The sequence below is a fragment of the Streptomyces sp. NPDC004327 genome, from assembly GCF_042873935.1.
Lineage (GTDB): Bacteria > Actinomycetota > Actinomycetes > Streptomycetales > Streptomycetaceae > Streptomyces.
This window is the reverse complement of the sequence record NZ_JBIAME010000002.1, coordinates 227,832-245,239: the sequence shown is the minus strand read 5'-3', so window position 1 is coordinate 245,239 and position 17,408 is coordinate 227,832. Positions and strand designations below refer to the sequence as shown.

Below are 17,408 nucleotides of genomic sequence, written 5' to 3'. Positions count from 1 at the left end.
AGGCGGCTGCACGATGCTCGCCGCGGCCGTGGCAGCCGCCCCGGCCACGACTGCGGCGAAGGGGACGGGAAGATGACCGAAAGGCGCGTTGCGCTGGTGACCGGCGGCTCGCGGGGCATCGGCCGGGCGATCGCGGTCCGGCTCGCGGAGGCGGGCCACGACATCGGGTTCTGCTCCCGGGCGGCGGACGAGGCGGCCCTGGAGACGGTCCGGCTGTGCCAGGAGGCCGGCGCGACCGTGCACCACGCGGTGTGCGACGTCACCGACCCGGAGGCGGTCGGCGCCTTCACGGCCGGCGCGGAGGAGAAGCTCGGCGCGCCGTACGCGCTGGTCAACTCGGCCGGGGTGCTCAAGGACCGGCCGATGGCGCTGATGTCGGCGAAGGACTGGCAGTCGGTGGTCGGCACCAGCCTGGACGGGGCGTTCCACACCACCCGTGCGGTGGTGCGCGGGATGCTCGCCCGCCGAGCGGGCGCGATCGTGAACGTGTCGTCGGTGATCGGGGTGTACGGCAACCCGGGCCAGACCAACTACGCCACGGCCAAGGCCGGTCTGAACGGGCTCACCCGGGCGCTGGCCAAGGAGGTCGCCCCGTACGGGGTGCGGGTCAACGCGGTGGCGCCGGGGTTCATCGAGACGGACATGCTGGACGGGATGACGCCCAAGGCCCGGGCGGCGGCCGTCGGGAAGGTCGCCATGGGCCGCTTCGGCACCGCCGGGTCCGTCGCGGAGCTGGTCGCCTTCCTGCTGTCCGACGGGGCCGACTACATCACCGGCCAGGTCGTGCAGATCGACGGCGGCATCGCGCTGTGAGCGACGTACCGACGACCGCCGCGGGCCGCCCGCTGCGGGCGATGTTCCGCGAGCGCTGGTTCAGCACCCTGTTCATGACCGACATGTGGGAGCGGTTCAGCTTCTACGGCATGCAGGCGCTGCTGTTCCTGTACGCGACGGCGCCCCGCTCCGACGGCGGCCTCGGGCTGTCCGACGGCACGGCGGGCGCGCTGTTCGGGCTGTACGTGTCGGCGTCGTTCCTGGCCGCGCTGCCCGGTGGCTGGCTGGGCGACCGGGTGCTCGGCACCCATCGGGCGATGCTGGCCGGCGCGGTGGTGATCGCGGCCGGGCACGCGTGCATGGCGGTGCCCGCGCAGACCGCGTTCTACGCCGGGCTGATGCTGGTGGCCTGCGGCACCGGGCTGCTCAAGCCCAATCTGCCGGTGATCTTCGACCAGATGAACCCGGGCGCCTCCAGCGCCCAGCGACAGGCCGCGTTCTCCCTCTTCTACATGAGCGTGCAGGTCAGCGCGCTGATCGGGCCGCTGGTCACGGGCGCGCTCGGCGAGCGGGTGGCCTGGCACCTGGGCTTCGGGGCGGCGGCCGTCGGCATGGCGTTCGGCGTGCTGCAGTACCTGCACGGCGCGCCGAGCCTGCGCGGCGCACGCACCGGTCCGAGCCGTCCGCTGCCGCCGGAGTCGATGCGCCGGCTGCGGCGGGGCTCCTGGGCGGCGCTGGCGCTCGCGGTGCTGCTCGCGGCCGGGGCGCTCGCGGCGGGCGGGGCGGCGCTGCACCCGGTGCTCGCGCTGTGCGGGCTCGGTTCGCTGGTGGCGCCCGTCTGGTACTTCCGCCGGCTGCTGCGCGGCGGCGAGCTGAAGGCGGCCGAGCGGACCCGGGTGCGCGGCTATCTGCGGGTGTTCGCGCCGTCGGTGCTGTTCTGGGCGATGTTCGGGCAACTGGGCTCGGTCTTCAGCCTGTTCGCCCGGGAGCACACCGACCGCGAGGTGGCCGGCTTCCTGGTGCCGGCGAGCTGGTTCCAGTCCGCGCATCCGCTGTTCCTGCTGCTGCTCGCGCCGCTGTTCGCCTGGCTGTGGCTGCGGATCGGGCGCGGGGCGGGGCGGAAGGGCGCGGAAGCGGGCCCGAGGGCGGGCGCGGCGCGCCGGGGCGCGGGGCGGAAGTTCGCGGCCGGGCTCGGATTCGCGGCGGTCGGTTTCGCGGTGCTCGCGGCGGGCGCCTGGTTCGCCGACCGCACCGGCGGGCCGGTGTCGCCGCTGTGGCTGCTCGCCGCGTTCCTGTGGGTGGCCTGCGGCGAGCTGGTCTTCGGCCCGGTGGGCCTGAGCAGCACGGCGGAGACCGCGCCGGAGGGCCACCGGGGCCGGATGATGGGCCTGTTCTACCTGGGCGCGGCGCTCGGCGCCGGGCTGGGCGGGCAGTTGTCCCGGCTGGTCGGCGTGCTGCCGCTGTGGACGTACCTGGCCGGCTTCGCCGCGGCCGCCGCGGTGACCGCCGTCCTGCTGCCGCGCGAACCCTCCGGAGGCGCGCGGGATGCGGCGCCGCGGGACGATCCGCATACCGGGCGGTACGGCGATCCGGCCGTGGAACGGCTCGAATCCGACGTCGAGTTGGGCTGGACTCCGCCTCAAGCCGCCCGGTGAATCATCTGAACCGCGACACCGGCGGCCGCACCGCTCACGGCCGCCGCAAGCCCGACCGCTCCGGGCGACACCATCGAGGAGTTCCCATGGCTCATCGCACACTCATCGTCGCGCGCATGGACCACGACGACGCGGAGAAGGTGGCCGCGCTGTTCGCCGAGTCCGACGCGACCGATCTGCCGCACATGATCGGGGTCCAGCGGCGCACCCTGTTCCGCTTCCACGGGCTGTACTTCCACCTGGTGGAGGCCGAGGAGCCGATCAACGGCAGCCTCTACCAGGCCCGCAGCCACCCGCTGTACCAGGACATCAACACCCGCCTGCAGGAGTTCATGACCCCGTACTCCCCCGACTGGCGGGAGCCGAAGGACTCGATGGCCGAGGCCTTCTACACCTGGACCCCCTGAAGCCGTCCGCCGCACCCGTCCCCATCCTGTGGAGCACCGCATGCAAACCACTGACCTCATCAAGGTCGCCATCGACGACGTGCCGCCGAACCGCAAGCGCGGCGGCGACCTGCGTGTCCTGCTCAGCCCGAAGACCTGTGGCGCGACCTCGGGGTTCATGGGCGTCGGCACGCTGGAGCCCGGGGAGTACGTCTCCGAGCACTACCACCCGCACTCCGAGGAGTTCTTCCACGCGATACGCGGCCGCGTCCTGCTCCGGATCGACGGCAAGGAGCTGATCCTGGAGCCCGGCGAGTCCTTCATGGTGCCGATCGGCGTGCGGCACCGGATCGAGAACCCGGGCGACGAGCAGGCGCACGTCGCCTTCTTCCTCAGCCCGCTGGCCCCGCGCCCCGAGCTCGGCCACGTCGACTGCGAGCCGCTGCCCGGCGAGGGCAGCCTGCCCGAGGTCGGTGGCGCCGGATGACCGGAAGGGCAGTCATCACCGGGATCGGTGTGGTCGCTCCGGGGCAGCCGGGCCGCGAGAACTTCTGGGAGATGATCGTCAAGGGCCGTACGGCGACCCGCCGGATCACCCTGTTCGACCCGGCCCCGTTCCGCTCCCGGATCGGCGCCGAGTGCGACTTCGACCCGGAGGCCGCCGGCCTGTCGTTCCAGGAGATCCGGCGCACCGACCGGGCCGGCCAGTTCGCGCTGGTCGCCGCCCGCGAGGCGCTCGCCGACAGCGGGATCGACATGGACGCGGAGAACCCGGAACGGGTCGGCGTCAGCATCGGCAACGGCGTCGGCAACGCCATCTCGATGGAGCAGGAGTACCGCACGGTCAGCGACAACGGCCGTCAGTGGCTGGTCGACCAGGGGTACATGAAGCCGCACCTCTACTCGTACGTGATGTCCAGCTCGCTCGCCTCCGAGGTGGCGTGGGCGGCGGGCGCCGAGGGCCCGGCCACCGTGGTCAGCTCCGGCTGCTGCGCGGGCATCGACGCCGTCGGGTACGCGGTGGACCTGATCCGCGAGGGCTCGGCCGACGTGATGGTGGCCGGCGCGACCGACGCGCCGATCTACCCGATCACCGTGTCCTGCTTCGACACCCTGCGCGCCTCCTCCACCAGCAACGACGACCCGGAGCACGCCTGCAAGCCGTTCGACCGGCGGCGCAACGGCCTGGTCCTCGGCGAGGGCTCCGCGGTCTTCGTGATCGAGGAGCGGGAGCACGCGCTGGCCCGCGGCGCGAAGATCTACTGCGAGGTGGCGGGGTACGCGGCCCGCGCCAACGGCTACCACATGACCGGACTGCGCCCGGACGGCCGGGAGATGGGCGAGGCGATCACCGCCGCGCTCGACGAGGCCCGGATCAACCCGGACGAGATCGACTACGCCAACGCCCACGGCAGCGGCACCAAGCAGAACGACCGGCACGAGACCGCCGCGTACAAGCGCAGCCTCGGGCAGCACGCGTACGGCATCCCGGTCAGCTCGATCAAGTCGATGGTCGGGCACTCGCTCGGCTCGATCGGCTCGATCGAGATCGCGGCCAGCGCGCTGGCGATGGACCGGGGCGCGATCCCGCCGACCGCCAACTACGAGGAGCCGGACCCCGAGTGCGACCTGGACTACGTGCCGGGCACCGCGCGCGAGGCGGAGCTCGACGTGGTCCTCAGCGTCGGCAGCGGCTTCGGCGGCTTCCAGAGCGCCGTCGTCCTCACCTCGCCGAGGAGGGCTGCCAGATGACCACCAGCACCCCCGTGATCACCGGGATCGGCGTCGTCGCGCCCAACGGCCTGGACCGCGAGGCGTGGTGGCAGGCCACCCTGGACGGCAAGTCCGGGCTCGGCCCGATCACCCGCTTCGACCCGGCGCGCTACCCGGTGCGGGTGGCGGGCGAGGCCGACGGCTTCGATCCGGCCGACCACGCGCCGCAGCGGCTGGTCAGCGAGACGGACGCGATGACGCAGTACGCGTTCGCCGCGACCAACGAGGCGCTGGCCGACGCGGCCGTGGACACCGCTGCCTTCGCCGACCTGGACATGGCGGTGATCACCGCCAACTCCTCCGGCGGCGTCGAGTTCGGCCAGCGCGAGCTGCAGAAGCTCTACGCGGAGGGCCCGCAGGCGGTCGGCGCGTACATGGCCATCGCCTGGTTCTACGCGGCGACCACCGGCCAGCTGTCCATCCGGCACGGCATGCGCGGCCCGTGCAGCGTGGTCTGCTCGGAGCAGGCCGGCGGCCTGGACGCGCTGGCGCAGGCCCGCCGGGTGCTCGCCAAGGGCACCAGGCTGGTGGTGTCCGGCGGCACGGACGCATCGCTCTCCCCGTACGGCCTGGTCTGCCAGCTCAGCAACGGCCGGCTCAGCGAGGAGCAACGGCCGGACCGCGCCTTCGTGCCCTTCGATCCCGCCGCCGGCGGATACGTGCCGGGCGAGGGCGGCGCGATCCTGACCGTGGAGAGCCGCGAGGACGCGGAGCGGCGGGGCGTCCCGCGGCTGTACGCGGAGATCGCCGGCTACGCGGCCACCATGGACCCGCGGCCCGGCTCCGGCCGTCCGCCGGGGCTGCGGCGGGCCGCCGAACTGGCGCTCGCGGACGCGGGCCTGGCGCCCGGCGACGTCGACGTGGTCTTCGCCGACGGCTACGGCGTGCCGGAGCTCGACCGGCAGGAGGCGGCGGCGATCAGCGCGGTCTTCGGCCCGGCCGGGGTACCGGTGACGGTGCCGAAGACGATGACCGGGCGGCTGTACGCCGGCGGCGCGGCGCTCGACGCGGCGGCGGCCGCGCTCGCGCTGCGCGACCAGGTCATCCCTCCGTCGGTGAACATACGTCCGGACCGCGCACACCAGCTCGACCTGGTGACCGACTGGCCCCGCGAGACCCGGCTGCGCACCGCCCTGGTCCTCAGCCGCGGCTACGGCGGCTTCAACGCGGCGCTCGTGCTCCGCTCCGCATGACCGCTCCCGCTCGTACCGCTCTGCGTTACCGCTCTCCCCGTACCGCTTACCGTCCCCAGGAGGAACAGATGAGCAGCACCACCATGACCTTCGGCGACCTCAAGGAGATCATGAGCCGGTGCACCGGCGAGACCGAGGAGCTCACCGAGGAGCACCTCTCCACCGACTTCACCGACATCGGCTACGACTCGCTCGCGGTCCTGGAGATCGCCAGCCAGATCCAGCGCGAGTACGGCCTGCAGATCCCGGACGAGGCCATCGAGGAGATGAACTCCCCCGAGGCCGTGATCGCGTACGTCAACAACAGCCTCGCGGCGGCCTGACATGACCGCCACCGACAACAGCATCGTCATCGACGCGCCGATGGACCTGGTGTGGGACATGACGAACGACGTCGAGTCCTGGCCGCGGCTGTTCTCCGAGTACGCGGCGGCCGAGATCCTGGAGCGGGACGGCGCCACCGTGCGCTTCCGGCTCACCCTGCACCCGGACGAGAACGGCCAGGTGTGGAGCTGGGTCTCCGAGCGCACCCCCGATCCGGCGACCCGGACCGTGCGCGCCCGGCGGATCGAGACCGGCCCGTTCGTCTTCATGGACCTGCACTGGACGTACGAGCAGACCGGGGCCGGCGTCGAGATGCGCTGGCGCCAGGAGTTCGCGGTCCGCGAGGGCCTGCCGTTCGGCGACACGGAGATGGCCGAGCGCCTGAACACCAACACCCGCCGGGAGATGGCCCGGATCAAGGGCCTGGTGGAGCAGGCGGCGGTGGGCGCATGACCGGGCCCGCGACCGAAGCCGCGGCCGGACTGCGCGTCCTGCTGCAGATCCGGATCAAGGACGGCCACGAGGCGGAGTTCGAGGAGCTGTGGCTCGCGCACTCCCGTACCGTCCGCGCCTTCCCCGACAACCACGGCCAGCAGCTGCTGCGGCTGGCCGGCGAGCCGGGCAGCTTCACGGTCCTGACCGACTGGACCGACGAGCCGGCCTTCCGGGCCTTCGAGCAGAGCCCGGAGCAGCAGGCGTATCTGCGGCGGCTGTGGCCGATGCGGGCCGGCGGCGAGATGCACCTGCTCGAACCGCTCCACGCATGTGCGCGGGGCGACGAGTCCGACGAGTCCGACGAGTACGACGACGAGTTCCAGGAGGAACCGGTGGGTGTGCAGCAGGAACAGGTGACCGAGCTGATCGAGCTCGTCGAGTCGGTGCCGTCGAAGCAGCTGGAGGCGGCCGTCGCCGAGCGCGAGGGCGGCCTGGACGCCGCCCTGACGCTGGTCTTCGAGCTCCTCGTCTCGGAGTTCAACCCGGCGAAGGCGGCCGGCCAGAAGGGCGTCTTCCAGTTCGACATCGCGTCCACGGAGGGGCAGAAGCTCCACTACGTGCACGTCGAGGACGGCGAGTGCCGCACCGACAAGGGGCAGCACGACAGCCCGGACATCACCATCGGGATCAAGTTCCCCGACATGATGGCGATGGGCGTGGGCAAGCTGCCCGGTGCGAAGGCGTTCCTGACCGGCAAGCTGAAGCTGCGGGGCAGCCCGCTGATGGGCACCAAGCTCGGCGAGTGGTTCGACCACCCCGAGGTGTGACGCCCCGCTGACACGGAAACCGCCGCCGGGCCGGAAGGCCGGGCGGCGGTTTCGCGTGTACGGGGCGTGGTGCGTCCGGTCAGTCCACGCCGAGGACGGACATGTGCGCGACGGACACCATGGCCTGCTCGTGCACCAGGGCCAGGTAGGCGTCCGGGTGGTCGGGCCGCTTGGGGTCCGCCAGGTACGGCTGGAGCCAGGCGTCGGCGTCCTGCGCGAAGCAGACGTCGGTGAGGTAGCCGACGACGTCGTACGGATGGCCGTCGTACTGGACGACCCGCACCAGGGTGTCCTCGTGCAGGAAGAGCGCGGTGCGCACGATCGTCGGGTGGTCCGGCGAGAGCAGCAGCGACGCCTTGCGGTTGACGGTGCCGCGCTCCCGTTCCAGGGCGGCGCCCGCGCCGGCCCGGAGCTGGTGGCGCAGCGCGACCGTGCCGGCGGCGGGCCGCTCGTCGGGGCTGTGCTGTTCGAGGGCGGTCATCAGGCTGCGGTGGAAGTGCTGCCGGAAGCCCTCGGGGGTCTCGGTGTCGCGCGGCTCGACGAGGAACGGCAGGATGGCCCGCTCGGCCTCGTGGACCCCGGTCTGCACGGACATGTGCGAGGCGACCCGGGCGGCGCTGACGCCGTCGTGGTGGATCACCCGGATCACCGTGTCGTCCTGCACGAACAGGCCGGTGCCGAGCAGCATGCCGAGGGTGTTGCCGGCGTCGTCCTTGATGACGGGCGAGTCCACCCGGGTGAAGTTGTGCGGTGAGAACACCTCCCTCAGGTCCTCCTCGCATCCGGGCCGGACGCGGTAGGTGATGGCGTCGAGTGGCATGGCGGTTCCTCCTCCAAGGAGCTGTCCGGGGGTTCAGGGGGTGGCGAGTACCGCGACGGTCACGACCGTCAGGGCGAGCGCGGCGAGGGCCGTACGCAGCCGGTGCCAGGCGCGCCAGAGCGGCCGGGGGTCCTGCCAGGGGCCGTCCGCGGCGAGCCGGCGCAGCGAGCGGTTGATCGGCACGTTGCCGAGGTGCGAGACCGCCTGCACGCCGACGAGCAGCACGGCGGCGACGGGGAACAGCACGTTGCCCGGCGACCGGGCGAGCCAGCCGAGCGCGAAGGCGCTGATGGTCACCACGTTGACCAGGATCGGCATCAACGGGTGGTAGCCCCTGCCCAGCAGGGCGTGGGCCCGCAGGTAGTCGGCGCGTCCCATGGCCGACATGGCGGGCCCCACGCTGACCAGGACGGCCACGAAGATCCCCGTGACGGTCCCCGTCCCGATCAGCACGACCCCGCTCAGCACTTCCTCAAGCATCACGACTCCCGGTCCGCGGTTGTTGTCCCCGCCACCCTGCTGCCACCTGCTCGATTCGCTGTGGAGGGGTGCTCGACGCACACGGGCCGCGGGTCTGGTGGGACGCCGTCGAGCGGTCTTCGAGTCCGTTTCGACCTGCGGATCCGAGAGTCGTCGCAGTGGTCCGCCGCGCGGCGCGGCGGCGGCTTCGGAAGGGTGATGCGTGGTGGACCCGATGCGGATTCTCATGCCCGCGGCGCTGCTGGCCGGCGGTCTCGCGGCCGGCGGGCTCAGCGTCTCGGTGCTGGCGGCGCCGCTGTTCAACACGCTGCCGACCGGGATGTACGTCCCGGTGCACAAGGGTCTGGTCACCCGCTTCGACCCGTTCATGCCGATCTCGCTGCTGAGCTGTCTGCTGTGCGACCTCGCCCTGACGGCGACCGCGCCGCTGACCGCGGTGCGGGTGCTCGCGGCGCTCGGCGCGCTGCTGCTCGCCGCCGCGATGACGGTGTCGCTGACGAAGAACGTGCCGATCAACCGCTGGCTGTCGACGCTCGACCCGCAGGCGCTGCCGGCCGACTTCGAGCGGCGCGACCCGCGGGCGCGGTGGATCCGCTGGAACCGGGTGCGGGGCGCGCTCGCGGTGTCGGCGCTGCTCGTGAACGTCGGCGCGGCCGGCGTACTCATCTGACGTCCGACGACGTCCAAGGACTCAAGGAGAAGGTGTGGACTCCATGACCGGTGTGGTCGGCCCGGCGATGACCGCCGCGCTGCCGCCGCACGTACGGCTGCTGCTGCTGACGGACGGCAAACGGATCTCGCGGGTGCTGCACGTGGTCGCCGAGCTGGGCGTCGCCGACGAGCTGGCCGGCGGCCCGCTGACCGTCGCCGAGCTGGCGGAGCGCACGGACAGCCACGCGGACGCGCTGGGCCGGGTGCTGCGGGTGGCCGCCGCGTTCGGGGTGTTCGTCCAGGAGGACGACGGCCGGTACGCGCTCAACGACGTGGCCGCGTGCCTGCGGTCCGACGCGCCGGGCAGCCAGCGGGACATGGTGCTGTACAACGGCGACGAGATGCTGTGGCGCTCCTACGGGCAGCTGCTGCACACGGTGCGGACCGGCGAGCCGGCCTTCGAGGCCGCGTACGGGCACACCTTCTTCGAGCACCTGGAGCAGGACCCGCGGGCGGGCGCGCTGTTCGACCGGGCGATGACCGGGATGAGCCACGCCACCGCGCGGATGCTGCTCGACGGCTACGACTTCGGGCGCTTCGGCCGGATCGCGGACATCGGCGGCGGCCGGGGCCTGTTCCTCGCCGAACTGCTGGCCCGCAACCCGCGGGTGCGCGGCACGCTCGTCGACCGCCCGTCGGTGGTGGCGGAGGCCGGCAAGGCCTTCGAGGAGGCCGGGGTCGCCGAGCGCGTCGAGGTGGTGCCCGGCGACTTCTTCGAGGAGCTGCCGAAGGGCGCCGACGCGTACGTCCTGAAGGCCGTGCTGCACGACTGGGACGACGAGAAGGCGGCGGCGATCCTCGGCCGGATCCGCGAGGCGCTGGCCGGCGATCCCGAGGGACGGCTGCTGATCTGCGAGTTCCTCGTCGGCCCGGCCAACGAGTGGGACCGCGGCAAGCTCCTCGACCTGGACATGCTGGTCCGCTTCGGCGGCCGCGAACGCTCCGAGCGGCAGTGGCGCGAGCTGCTCGCGACGGCGGGCTTCGAGCTCGTTAACGAACCGGCCGCCGGCCGCTGGGCGGTCCTGGAGTGCCGCCCGGTGCCGACGGCGCGCTGAGCACCTGAGGAACACCTGCTGATTTCCCGAACCCGTACGGAGGAAGACGACATGGAACTTCGACTGGTGGGCAAGAACGCGCTGGTCACCGGCGGCAGCCGGGGCATCGGCCGGGCCACCGTGCTGGCCCTGGCCAAGGCCGGCGCCACCGTGGTGACCTGCTACCGGCAGGAGGGCGAGGCGGTCGACAGCCTGGCCCGTGAGCTGAAGGAGATCGGCGGCGACCACGCGCTGGTGCGCGCCGACGTGGGCACGGCGGAGGGCGTGGAGCTGGTGCTCCAGGCGTGCCGGGAGCGCTTCGAGACGCTGGACGTGCTGGTCAACAACGCGGGCGTGATCAGCCAGATCCCGTTCGCGCAGCTGCCGTTCGAGGAGTGGGAGCGGGTCGTCACGACCAACCTGACCGGCCCGTTCATGGTGATCAGCAAGGCACTGCCGCTGCTGCGTGAGGGCTCCTCGGTCATCAACATCGGCTCCCGCGGCGCGATGGCGGGCATCCCGCTGCGCGGCCACTACACGGCCTCCAAGGCCGGTCTGATCGGTCTGACCCGCTCGCTGTGCAAGGAGCTGGGCGGCAAGGGCATCCGCTTCAACGTGGTCGCGCCCGGCGTCATCGACACCTCGGAGCCCGACGAGCTGACCGAGGAGCAGCGGGCCGCGTACAACGAGCGCTATCTGCGGATGATGGCGCTGGGCCGGTTCGGCCGCCCGGAGGAGATCGCGGGCGCGGTGCTCTTCCTGGCCAGCGACCTGTCCACGTACGTCAACGGCGAGACCCTGCACGTCGACGGGGGTGTCTGAGATGGCGGCCCGCGCGGGCTCGTTCCGGGTGCTGCTCACCGTGCAGGTGAACCCGGGCATGGAGGCGGACTTCGAGCAGGTGTGGACCGAGGGCAGCAAGGAGGTCACGGCGCAGCCGGCGAACCTCGGGCACACCCTGGCGCGCAGCGCGAAGCCCGGGGAGGAGTCGGTGTACTACGTGGTGAGCGACTGGACGGACATGGACTCGTTCCTGGCCTTCGAGCGCAGCCCGGAGCACGTGGCGCACCGCGAGAAGCTGCATCCGTACCGGTCCGGCGGCTCGCTGGCGATGATGCGGATGGTGGAGGTCGCCGGATGAGCGGGGCGGCGGGCCGGGTGCGCGTGATGCTGCACCTGCGGCCGTCCCCCGCCGAGACGGAGGCCGTCGCCGAGGCGTACCACACGATCAGCAAGGACCTGGCGGGCACGCCGGGACTGCTCGGCAACGAGCTGCTGCGGACGCTCGGCGACGAGGGCGCGTTCGCCGTACTGAGCGAGTGGGAGTCGATGGCGGCGTTCCGCGACTGGGAGGCGGGCTCGGCGCACCGCGGCACGACCTCCCCGCTCCGCCCGTACCAGGACACCGAACGGCCCAGCCCGTTCGCGCTGTTCGAGGTCCTGGCGGCGTACTAGGACCCGCCGGCCGGCACCGCACACACGAAGGGCGCCCCGGGCCTTGAGGCCCGGGGCGCCCTTCGTCGTGCCGGCGGTCCGGTCAGGGAAGGCGGACCACCTGGCCGGCGTAGACCAGGCCCGCGCCGAAGCCGATGAGCAGGGCCAGGTCGCCGCTCGCGGCCTTGCCGGAGGAGAGGAGTTCCTCCATGGCCAGCGGTATGGAGGCGGCGGAGCTGTTGCCGCTGGTGACGATGTCGCGGGCGACGGCGGTGCGTTCGGTCAGGCCGAGCTGTTCGACGACGACGTCGGTGATGAGCATGTTGGCCTGGTGCGGGACGAACGCGCCGAGCTGGTCGGCGGTGACGCCGGCCAGGTCGAGCATCCGGCGGGCGGCGGGCACGATCTCGTTGGTGGCCCAGCGGTAGACCTTCCAGCCGGACATGGTGATGGCGGGCCGGTCCTCGGGGCGCTCGCCGGTGCCGTCGTGCCACGGGTCGGTCATCTTCAGGGCGGCGTTGCGCGAGCCGTCGGCCCGCCAGACGACCGGGCCGATGCCCGCCTCGTCGGAGGGGCCGACGAGCACGGCGCCGGCGCCGTCGGCGAAGAGGAAGGCGGTGTCGCGGTCGGCGTGGTCGAGGATGTCGGTCATCCGCTCGGCGCCGATCACCAGGACGTAGTCGGAGCGGCCGAGCCGCACCAGGTCGCTCGCGAGCGCGACGGCGTGGCAGAAGCCGGCGCAGGCGGCCGAGATGTCGAAGGCGGCGGCCTGCCGGGCGCCGATGCGGTGCGCGACCTCGACGGCCACGGCCGGCATCTGCTCCATCGAGGTGATGGTGGCGACGATGACGGTGCCGACCTGGTCGGCGCCGATCCCGGCGGCGGCCAGGGCCTTCTCGGCGGCGGTGGCCGCCATGGTCGGCAGGGTCTCCTCCGGGGAGGCGTAGCGCCGGGAGCGGATCCCGGAGCGGCTCTCGATCCAGGCCGGGTCGAGGCCGGTGCGCTCGGCGATCTCGCTGTTGGGCACGGACCGCTCGGGGCGGTACACGCCGAGCCCCAGGAGGCGGCTGTGCCGCAGTTCCCGGGTGTCCCGGATGACGGGGTGGGTCGTGGTCATGGTGGCCGGTCGTCCTTTCGGGGCGAGCGTCAGCTTCAGGAGGTACGGCTTGGGGAGGTACGGCTTCGGGAGGTACGGCCGCGAGGGCCGCGGCTTCAGGAGGTGCGGGAAGCGGTACGGGCGGTGCGCGCCGCGGGCGAGGCGGCGCGGCCGCGCTTGGTGAGGCCCCAGGGCTTGTACGTGGAGATGGCCGTCATCGCGATCAGGCTGAACAGGGCCACGGCGGCCGAGGCGGCCATCGACCAGCCGACGGAGTCGAGTTCGCCGCCGCGCACGGGGGCGCCGGCCGAGACCAGTTCGTTGGCCTTGAGGATGTACTGGTGGATCACGGAGAAGCCGAGCACCATCACGCCCATGGTCCAGAAGAACTTCACGGCGACCCAACGGCGCTGCAGCAGGCCCCACTTGGTGCCGGCGGCCACGACGATGCCGGTGATCAGGGCGAACATGCTGGTCATGCCGAGGAAGATCTCGTCGAGCAGCGACATGGTCCGGTACATCGCGGCCTGCTGGGCGGCGTCGCCGGTGGTGGCGCCGGCGACGGACATCGCGAACATGCCGGTGACCAGGCCGAGCCAGCCGACCGAGATGGCCACGTGGCAGGTGAGGATCAGCTTGCGCAGCCGCTGCGAGATCATCCGGCCGCTCACCCGCACCTGGGTCATCCAGGCGTTCACGGACGGCACGAAGAGCAGGACGAGGCCGATGACGGACGGCACGAGGCTGGCGACGGCGAGGCTCTCCTGGAGCGGGCCGACCATCGGGCGGCCGCCGAGGCCGGCCAGGCCGAGGCTGGTGAAGACCAGGCCGAGCGCGGTGAAGACGGTGAGCAGCACCCGGCCCCACTGGCGGCCGGCCCGCAGCATCTCGGCGAAGAAGCCGAAGAGCGCGCAGAAGGCGATGGTCAGTGCCAGGTCGCCGGTGGTGGCGGCGCCCGCCACGCCGGTCTCCACCTGGTGGGCGATTTCGAAGACGTTGCTGGCGATCGCGGCGAGGGTGGCCACGATCACCATCACGTAGGCCCAGCCGACGGCGGCCGGGGGGCGGACGGGCGCCGCCGCGGGAGCCTTGGCTCCGGTTCGGGCAGGGCGGCCTCGCCGGGCGGCGGGCGTGGGATCGCCCTCGGCCGGTCCGGTCGCGGGCCGCTGGTCTGTCCGGTCGGTGGTACTCACCGTCGCGCCTCCTTCGAGACAGGCGCGGACGCCCCACGGCTGCGGGGCTCCGATGCGCCGTCGGTTGCGGGGTTGTGGTGAGTTCAGCGTCGCCGGGGTGGCTCGAAGCCGCCTCGAAGGCCGGTGGACGCCCCCGCGGAGGGCGGATCGGTGGCGGGGCCCGGACGACGGCGGCCGTCAGCGGCGGCCGGCGTCGTCCAGGGAGTGCACGAACTTGGTGAGCAGCCGGGCGAAGTCGCGCTGCTCGTCGGGCTCCCAGTCGCCGAGCACGACGGAGTAGAAGCCCTGCCGGGTGCGGTGGGCGGCGGTCACGGCCTCGCGGCCGATGTCGGTGAGCTCCAGGCAGCTGCGCCGGCCGTCCTCCTGCGAGGCCACCCGGCGGACGAAGCCGGAGCGGACCGCTTCGGCGACGATCCGGCTGGCCCGGGAGGGGTCTATCGCGAGGCGGTCGGCGATGAATCCGACGGTGACGTCGCGGCCGTCCTCGCCCGCGCCCTCGTCGACGGCGTCGACGACGGCGAGCGTGTTGAGGTCGACCGGCTCGCTGAGACCCATGACGACGGGCCGGGCGAGGCTGCGCCGGGACTGTCTGCGACGGATGCGGATCATCGCGGACTCGACGGCGTCGAGCACGGTCGGATCGACGACGGTCGCGGTCTTCTCCGTAGCGGTCACGACTTCCAGGTTACCTGCATGTGACTGGACGAGACATTCTTTGACGTGAGAACATCATGTGCGGAAGTCACACATATACATCTCGCACTCAACTAATCCACGCACCGAAGGAGGCCCGAGATGACCGCGACATCCACCACCAGCCCGACGCGCACCCGCGCCCTCGCCGTCGTCGCCGCCGTCGTGATCGACGGCCTGATCTGGCTGCTCGCCCACTCCGCGTTCGACATCGACCTGCGGACCCCGGACGGCCCGGGCTCCACCACCACCAGCCCGCTCCCCTTCCCGGCGGTGATCATCGGCGTCGCCGTGATCGGACTGCTCGGCTGGGGCCTGCTGGCCCTCCTGGAGAAGTTCGCCGCCGGCCGCGCCCGCACGGTCTGGACCGTGGTGGCCCTGGTGATCCTGGTGCTCTCGCTGTTCGCACCGGTCTTCGGCGCGGGCCTGACCACCGGCAACAAGATCACCCTGGTCCTCTTCCACCTCGTCGTCGGCGCGATCCTCGTGCCGGCCTTCCGCAAGAGCGCCCCTGCCGCCTGATCCGCCGTGCCGGGCCGGCCACCCGCCGGTCCAGCGCCGCTCCACACCGTTTCGAGCGTCCCCCGGGATCTTTGCCACCCAGGGCAATCGGCAGCACGGAAGGAGAACCGCATGTGCGGCATCGCAGGCTGGGTCCGCCGCGAGGGCGGCCCGGTCACGGAGGAGCCCGGGCTCGCGGAGGCAATGGCGCACACCATGGCCTGCCGCGGCCCGGACGGGCAGGGCGTCACGCATACCGGGCCCGCCACCCTGATCCACACCAGGCTGGCGGTCATCGACGTGGCGGGCGGCGTCCAGCCGATGGCCGCCGCACCCGCCGGCGCCCCGGACGACCCGGCGCACGCCGTCGTCCTCACGTACAACGGAGAGGTCTACAACTTCCCCGAGCTGCGCACCGAACTGACCGGCCTCGGCCACCGGTTCACCACCCGCAGCGACACCGAGGTGGTGCTGCACGCCTACCTGGAGTGGGGCGAGCGCTGCGTCGAGCGCCTGGAGGGCATGTTCGCGCTCGCCGTCTGGGACCCGCGCCGCCGCGTCCTGTTCCTGGCCCGCGACCGCTTCGGCATCAAGCCGCTGTACTACGCGGCCACGGCGCGCGGCCTGGTCTTCGGCTCCGAGCCCAAGACCCTGCTCGCCCACCCGGCGGTCACGCCCGCCGTCGACCTCGACGGCCTGCGGGTGCTGTTCTCCATGGCCCGCGCGCCCGGCGAGAGCGTCTACCGCGACATCCGCGACCTGCCGCCCGGCCACACCCTGACGTACGGCACCGACGGCCGGACCGTGCTGCGCCGCTACTGGCGCCTGGAGGCGCGCCCGCACGAGGACGACCTCGACACCACCGTACGGACGGTGCGCGAGCTGTTGGAGCGCAGCGTCGCCCGCGAGCTGGTCTCCGACGTGCCGCTGAGCGTGCTGCTCTCCGGCGGCCTCGACTCCAGCGCCGTCGCCGCGCTGGCCGCCCGTGCCCGCCGGGCCGCCGGCGGCGACCCGATCCGCACCTCCACCGTCACCTACAGCGGCTACAGCGACGACTTCCGGCCGGACCTGGTGCGCAGCGCGCCCGACGCGCCGTACGCGCGCGCGGTCGCCGACCACATCGGCGCCGACCACCTGGAGATCGAGCTCTCCACGGCCGACCTGATCGACCCGGCGGCCCGCCGCGACGTGCTGCGCGCGCAGGACGTGCCCGCGCCCTTCGGCGACATGGACACCTCCACGTTCCGGGCGTTCGCCGGCGTCGCCCGGCACTCCACGGTCGCGCTGACCGGGGAGAGCGCCGACGAGATCTTCGGCGGCTACAGCTGGGTGCACATCCCGGACCTGGCCGACGAGCCGCAGTTCCCGTGGGTGGCGTTCGAGCAGTGGCACCCCGGCACCCGCGACGGCCTCGGCCAGGGCCTGCTCTCCCCCGCCTTCGCCGCCCGGCTCGACATGCCCGGCTACTACGCCGAGCGGTACGCCCAGGCCATGGCGGACATCCCGCGGCTGCCCGGGGAGTCGGCCGAGGAGCGCCGGGCCCGGGAGATCTGCCATCTGCACCTGACCCACTGGCTGCCGCGGCTCCTCGAGCGCAACGACCGGCTGAGCATGATCTCCGGCCTGGAGGTGCGGGTGCCGTTCTGCGACCACCGGCTCGTCCAGTACGCGTACGACATCCCGTGGGAGCTGAAGACCTTCGACGGCCGGGAGAAGAGCCTGCTGCGGGCGGCCGTGGCCGACCTGCTGCCCGAGCAGGTCCTGGAGCGGCCCAAGGCGCCGTTCCCGGTGAGCCAGGACGCCACCTACACCAAGGCGCTGCACGCCGAGTTCGCCGAGGTGCTGGCCGATCCGGCGGCGCCGGTGCGCGCCCTGCTCGACCTGGACAAGGCGCGCGCGGTCGTCGGTCCGCAGGGCGAGGCGAACGCGCAGGACTGGCTGCACCGGATGAACATCGAGATGGCGCTCCAGGTGAACACCTGGCTCGTGGAGCACGGCGACAGCGTGGAGCTGTGACCGAGACCCCGAAAAGCGCGGCGGGGGCGCCCGGTCAGGGCGCCCCCACCGCGCGGCGGGTGG

The 17,408-nt window shown here is 72.7% G+C and carries 21 protein-coding genes; 16 read left to right on the top strand and 5 right to left on the bottom strand.

Features of this window, described 5'->3' with window-relative positions:
• Window positions 1–72: 72 nt before the first annotated feature.
• The 9 genes from fabG to ACFYU9_RS07175 all read left to right on the top strand — a co-directional run bounded on the left by fabG (window position 73) and on the right by ACFYU9_RS07175 (window position 7,367).
• Window positions 73–813 carry a 3-oxoacyl-ACP reductase FabG gene (gene fabG, locus ACFYU9_RS07215; protein WP_389206420.1) on the top strand — a complete coding sequence of 247 codons (741 nt, stop codon included), beginning with the start codon at window positions 73–75 and terminating at the stop codon, window positions 811–813.
• Complete coding sequence (locus tag ACFYU9_RS07210) at window positions 810–2,429, top strand: peptide MFS transporter (RefSeq protein ID WP_389343377.1); 1,620 nt, start codon at window positions 810–812, stop codon at window positions 2,427–2,429. Before fabG ends, ACFYU9_RS07210 begins: the two co-directional genes overlap by 4 nt.
• 86 nt (window positions 2,430–2,515) lie before the next feature.
• A complete protein-coding gene (locus tag ACFYU9_RS07205; protein ID WP_389206424.1) occupies window positions 2,516–2,836 on the top strand; it encodes a TcmI family type II polyketide cyclase in 321 nt (106 codons plus the stop codon).
• A 40-nt stretch (window positions 2,837–2,876) separates the two neighbouring features.
• Entirely contained in the window at window positions 2,877–3,302 is a 426-nt protein-coding gene (locus ACFYU9_RS07200) for a cupin domain-containing protein (RefSeq protein ID WP_389206428.1), read from the top strand.
• On the top strand, window positions 3,299–4,567 hold the full coding sequence (locus tag ACFYU9_RS07195; RefSeq protein WP_389206429.1) for a beta-ketoacyl-[acyl-carrier-protein] synthase family protein: 1,269 nt from the start codon (window positions 3,299–3,301) through the stop codon (window positions 4,565–4,567). The genes ACFYU9_RS07200 and ACFYU9_RS07195 overlap by 4 nt, the downstream gene beginning before the upstream one ends.
• Window positions 4,564–5,781: a ketosynthase chain-length factor gene (locus ACFYU9_RS07190; RefSeq protein WP_389343374.1), complete on the top strand. Its 1,218-nt coding sequence runs from the start codon at window positions 4,564–4,566 to the stop codon at window positions 5,779–5,781. The genes ACFYU9_RS07195 and ACFYU9_RS07190 overlap by 4 nt, the downstream gene beginning before the upstream one ends.
• Before the next feature lie 68 nt (window positions 5,782–5,849).
• Window positions 5,850–6,104, top strand: coding sequence for an acyl carrier protein (locus ACFYU9_RS07185; RefSeq protein ID WP_389206435.1), 255 nt, complete (start codon window positions 5,850–5,852; stop codon window positions 6,102–6,104).
• A 1-nt stretch (window position 6,105) separates the two neighbouring features.
• Complete coding sequence (locus tag ACFYU9_RS07180) at window positions 6,106–6,558, top strand: SRPBCC family protein (protein ID WP_389206437.1); 453 nt, start codon at window positions 6,106–6,108, stop codon at window positions 6,556–6,558.
• Window positions 6,555–7,367: an antibiotic biosynthesis monooxygenase gene (locus ACFYU9_RS07175; protein WP_389206440.1), complete on the top strand. Its 813-nt coding sequence runs from the start codon at window positions 6,555–6,557 to the stop codon at window positions 7,365–7,367. The genes ACFYU9_RS07180 and ACFYU9_RS07175 overlap by 4 nt, the downstream gene beginning before the upstream one ends.
• Before the next feature lie 79 nt (window positions 7,368–7,446).
• Here the strand turns inward: ACFYU9_RS07175 and ACFYU9_RS07170 are convergent, their stop codons facing one another.
• Together ACFYU9_RS07170 and ACFYU9_RS07165 are read right to left on the bottom strand one after the other, a co-directional pair.
• Entirely contained in the window at window positions 7,447–8,187 is a 741-nt protein-coding gene (locus ACFYU9_RS07170) for a SchA/CurD-like domain-containing protein (RefSeq protein WP_389206442.1), read from the bottom strand.
• A 33-nt stretch (window positions 8,188–8,220) separates the two neighbouring features.
• Window positions 8,221–8,667, bottom strand: a complete 447-nt coding sequence (locus ACFYU9_RS07165) for an anthrone oxygenase family protein (RefSeq protein WP_389206444.1) — start codon at window positions 8,665–8,667, stop codon at window positions 8,221–8,223.
• Between the two features lie 214 nt (window positions 8,668–8,881).
• Here ACFYU9_RS07165 and ACFYU9_RS07160 point away from each other — a divergent pair, with 214 nt between their 5' ends.
• From ACFYU9_RS07160 to ACFYU9_RS07140, 5 genes are read left to right on the top strand one after another with little or no spacing between them, the layout of a single operon-like run.
• The gene (locus tag ACFYU9_RS07160) at window positions 8,882–9,337 is read left to right on the top strand and encodes an anthrone oxygenase family protein (RefSeq protein ID WP_389206447.1); all 456 of its coding nucleotides are present in this window, start codon (window positions 8,882–8,884) and stop codon (window positions 9,335–9,337) included.
• A 43-nt stretch (window positions 9,338–9,380) separates the two neighbouring features.
• A complete protein-coding gene (locus tag ACFYU9_RS07155) occupies window positions 9,381–10,433 on the top strand; it encodes a methyltransferase (RefSeq protein ID WP_389206755.1) in 1,053 nt (350 codons plus the stop codon).
• Window positions 10,434–10,484: 51 nt separating this feature from the next.
• Window positions 10,485–11,234, top strand: a complete 750-nt coding sequence (locus ACFYU9_RS07150; RefSeq protein WP_389206449.1) for an SDR family NAD(P)-dependent oxidoreductase — start codon at window positions 10,485–10,487, stop codon at window positions 11,232–11,234.
• Window position 11,235: 1 nt separating this feature from the next.
• The gene (locus tag ACFYU9_RS07145) at window positions 11,236–11,553 is read left to right on the top strand and encodes an antibiotic biosynthesis monooxygenase family protein (protein WP_389206451.1); all 318 of its coding nucleotides are present in this window, start codon (window positions 11,236–11,238) and stop codon (window positions 11,551–11,553) included.
• The gene (locus tag ACFYU9_RS07140) at window positions 11,550–11,867 is read left to right on the top strand and encodes an antibiotic biosynthesis monooxygenase family protein (RefSeq protein ID WP_389206453.1); all 318 of its coding nucleotides are present in this window, start codon (window positions 11,550–11,552) and stop codon (window positions 11,865–11,867) included. Before ACFYU9_RS07145 ends, ACFYU9_RS07140 begins: the two co-directional genes overlap by 4 nt.
• 82 nt (window positions 11,868–11,949) lie before the next feature.
• Here the strand turns inward: ACFYU9_RS07140 and ACFYU9_RS07135 are convergent, their stop codons facing one another.
• The 3 genes from ACFYU9_RS07135 to ACFYU9_RS07125 form a co-directional block, all read right to left on the bottom strand.
• Window positions 11,950–12,963: a beta-ketoacyl-ACP synthase 3 gene (locus ACFYU9_RS07135; RefSeq protein WP_389206455.1), complete on the bottom strand. Its 1,014-nt coding sequence runs from the start codon at window positions 12,961–12,963 to the stop codon at window positions 11,950–11,952.
• Window positions 12,964–13,058: 95 nt separating this feature from the next.
• The gene (locus ACFYU9_RS07130) at window positions 13,059–14,135 is read right to left on the bottom strand and encodes a hypothetical protein (RefSeq protein ID WP_389206457.1); all 1,077 of its coding nucleotides are present in this window, start codon (window positions 14,133–14,135) and stop codon (window positions 13,059–13,061) included.
• 177 nt (window positions 14,136–14,312) lie between these two features.
• Complete coding sequence (locus ACFYU9_RS07125) at window positions 14,313–14,810, bottom strand: MarR family winged helix-turn-helix transcriptional regulator (protein WP_389206459.1); 498 nt, start codon at window positions 14,808–14,810, stop codon at window positions 14,313–14,315.
• Window positions 14,811–14,930: 120 nt separating this feature from the next.
• Here ACFYU9_RS07125 and ACFYU9_RS07120 point away from each other — a divergent pair, with 120 nt between their 5' ends.
• Window positions 14,931–15,350, top strand: coding sequence for a DUF6069 family protein (locus ACFYU9_RS07120; protein ID WP_389343371.1), 420 nt, complete (start codon window positions 14,931–14,933; stop codon window positions 15,348–15,350).
• A gap of 111 nt (window positions 15,351–15,461) precedes the next feature.
• Window positions 15,462–17,345, top strand: coding sequence for an asparagine synthase (glutamine-hydrolyzing) (asnB, locus tag ACFYU9_RS07115; RefSeq protein WP_389343368.1), 1,884 nt, complete (start codon window positions 15,462–15,464; stop codon window positions 17,343–17,345).
• Window positions 17,346–17,408: the final 63 nt, after the last annotated feature.

Excerpts from the sequence above, each read along its gene's own strand:
- ACFYU9_RS07175 (WP_389206440.1), top strand. The coding sequence starts at position 6,555 with ATGACCGGGCCCGCGACCGAAGCCGCGGCCGGACTGCGCGTCCTGCTG.
- asnB (WP_389343368.1), top strand. The coding sequence starts at position 15,462 with ATGTGCGGCATCGCAGGCTGGGTCCGCCGCGAGGGCGGCCCGGTCACG.
- ACFYU9_RS07165 (WP_389206444.1), bottom strand. The coding sequence starts at position 8,667 with ATGCTTGAGGAAGTGCTGAGCGGGGTCGTGCTGATCGGGACGGGGACC.
- ACFYU9_RS07190 (WP_389343374.1), top strand. The coding sequence starts at position 4,564 with ATGACCACCAGCACCCCCGTGATCACCGGGATCGGCGTCGTCGCGCCC.
- ACFYU9_RS07145 (WP_389206451.1), top strand. The coding sequence starts at position 11,236 with ATGGCGGCCCGCGCGGGCTCGTTCCGGGTGCTGCTCACCGTGCAGGTG.
- ACFYU9_RS07200 (WP_389206428.1), top strand. The coding sequence starts at position 2,877 with ATGCAAACCACTGACCTCATCAAGGTCGCCATCGACGACGTGCCGCCG.
- ACFYU9_RS07170 (WP_389206442.1), bottom strand. The coding sequence starts at position 8,187 with ATGCCACTCGACGCCATCACCTACCGCGTCCGGCCCGGATGCGAGGAG.
- ACFYU9_RS07135 (WP_389206455.1), bottom strand. The coding sequence starts at position 12,963 with ATGACCACGACCCACCCCGTCATCCGGGACACCCGGGAACTGCGGCAC.
- ACFYU9_RS07150 (WP_389206449.1), top strand. The coding sequence starts at position 10,485 with ATGGAACTTCGACTGGTGGGCAAGAACGCGCTGGTCACCGGCGGCAGC.
- ACFYU9_RS07160 (WP_389206447.1), top strand. The coding sequence starts at position 8,882 with ATGCGGATTCTCATGCCCGCGGCGCTGCTGGCCGGCGGTCTCGCGGCC.
- ACFYU9_RS07120 (WP_389343371.1), top strand. The coding sequence starts at position 14,931 with ATGACCGCGACATCCACCACCAGCCCGACGCGCACCCGCGCCCTCGCC.
- ACFYU9_RS07180 (WP_389206437.1), top strand. The coding sequence starts at position 6,106 with ATGACCGCCACCGACAACAGCATCGTCATCGACGCGCCGATGGACCTG.
- fabG (WP_389206420.1), top strand. The coding sequence starts at position 73 with ATGACCGAAAGGCGCGTTGCGCTGGTGACCGGCGGCTCGCGGGGCATC.
- ACFYU9_RS07185 (WP_389206435.1), top strand. The coding sequence starts at position 5,850 with ATGAGCAGCACCACCATGACCTTCGGCGACCTCAAGGAGATCATGAGC.
- ACFYU9_RS07155 (WP_389206755.1), top strand. The coding sequence starts at position 9,381 with ATGACCGGTGTGGTCGGCCCGGCGATGACCGCCGCGCTGCCGCCGCAC.
- ACFYU9_RS07195 (WP_389206429.1), top strand. The coding sequence starts at position 3,299 with ATGACCGGAAGGGCAGTCATCACCGGGATCGGTGTGGTCGCTCCGGGG.
- ACFYU9_RS07140 (WP_389206453.1), top strand. The coding sequence starts at position 11,550 with ATGAGCGGGGCGGCGGGCCGGGTGCGCGTGATGCTGCACCTGCGGCCG.
- ACFYU9_RS07205 (WP_389206424.1), top strand. The coding sequence starts at position 2,516 with ATGGCTCATCGCACACTCATCGTCGCGCGCATGGACCACGACGACGCG.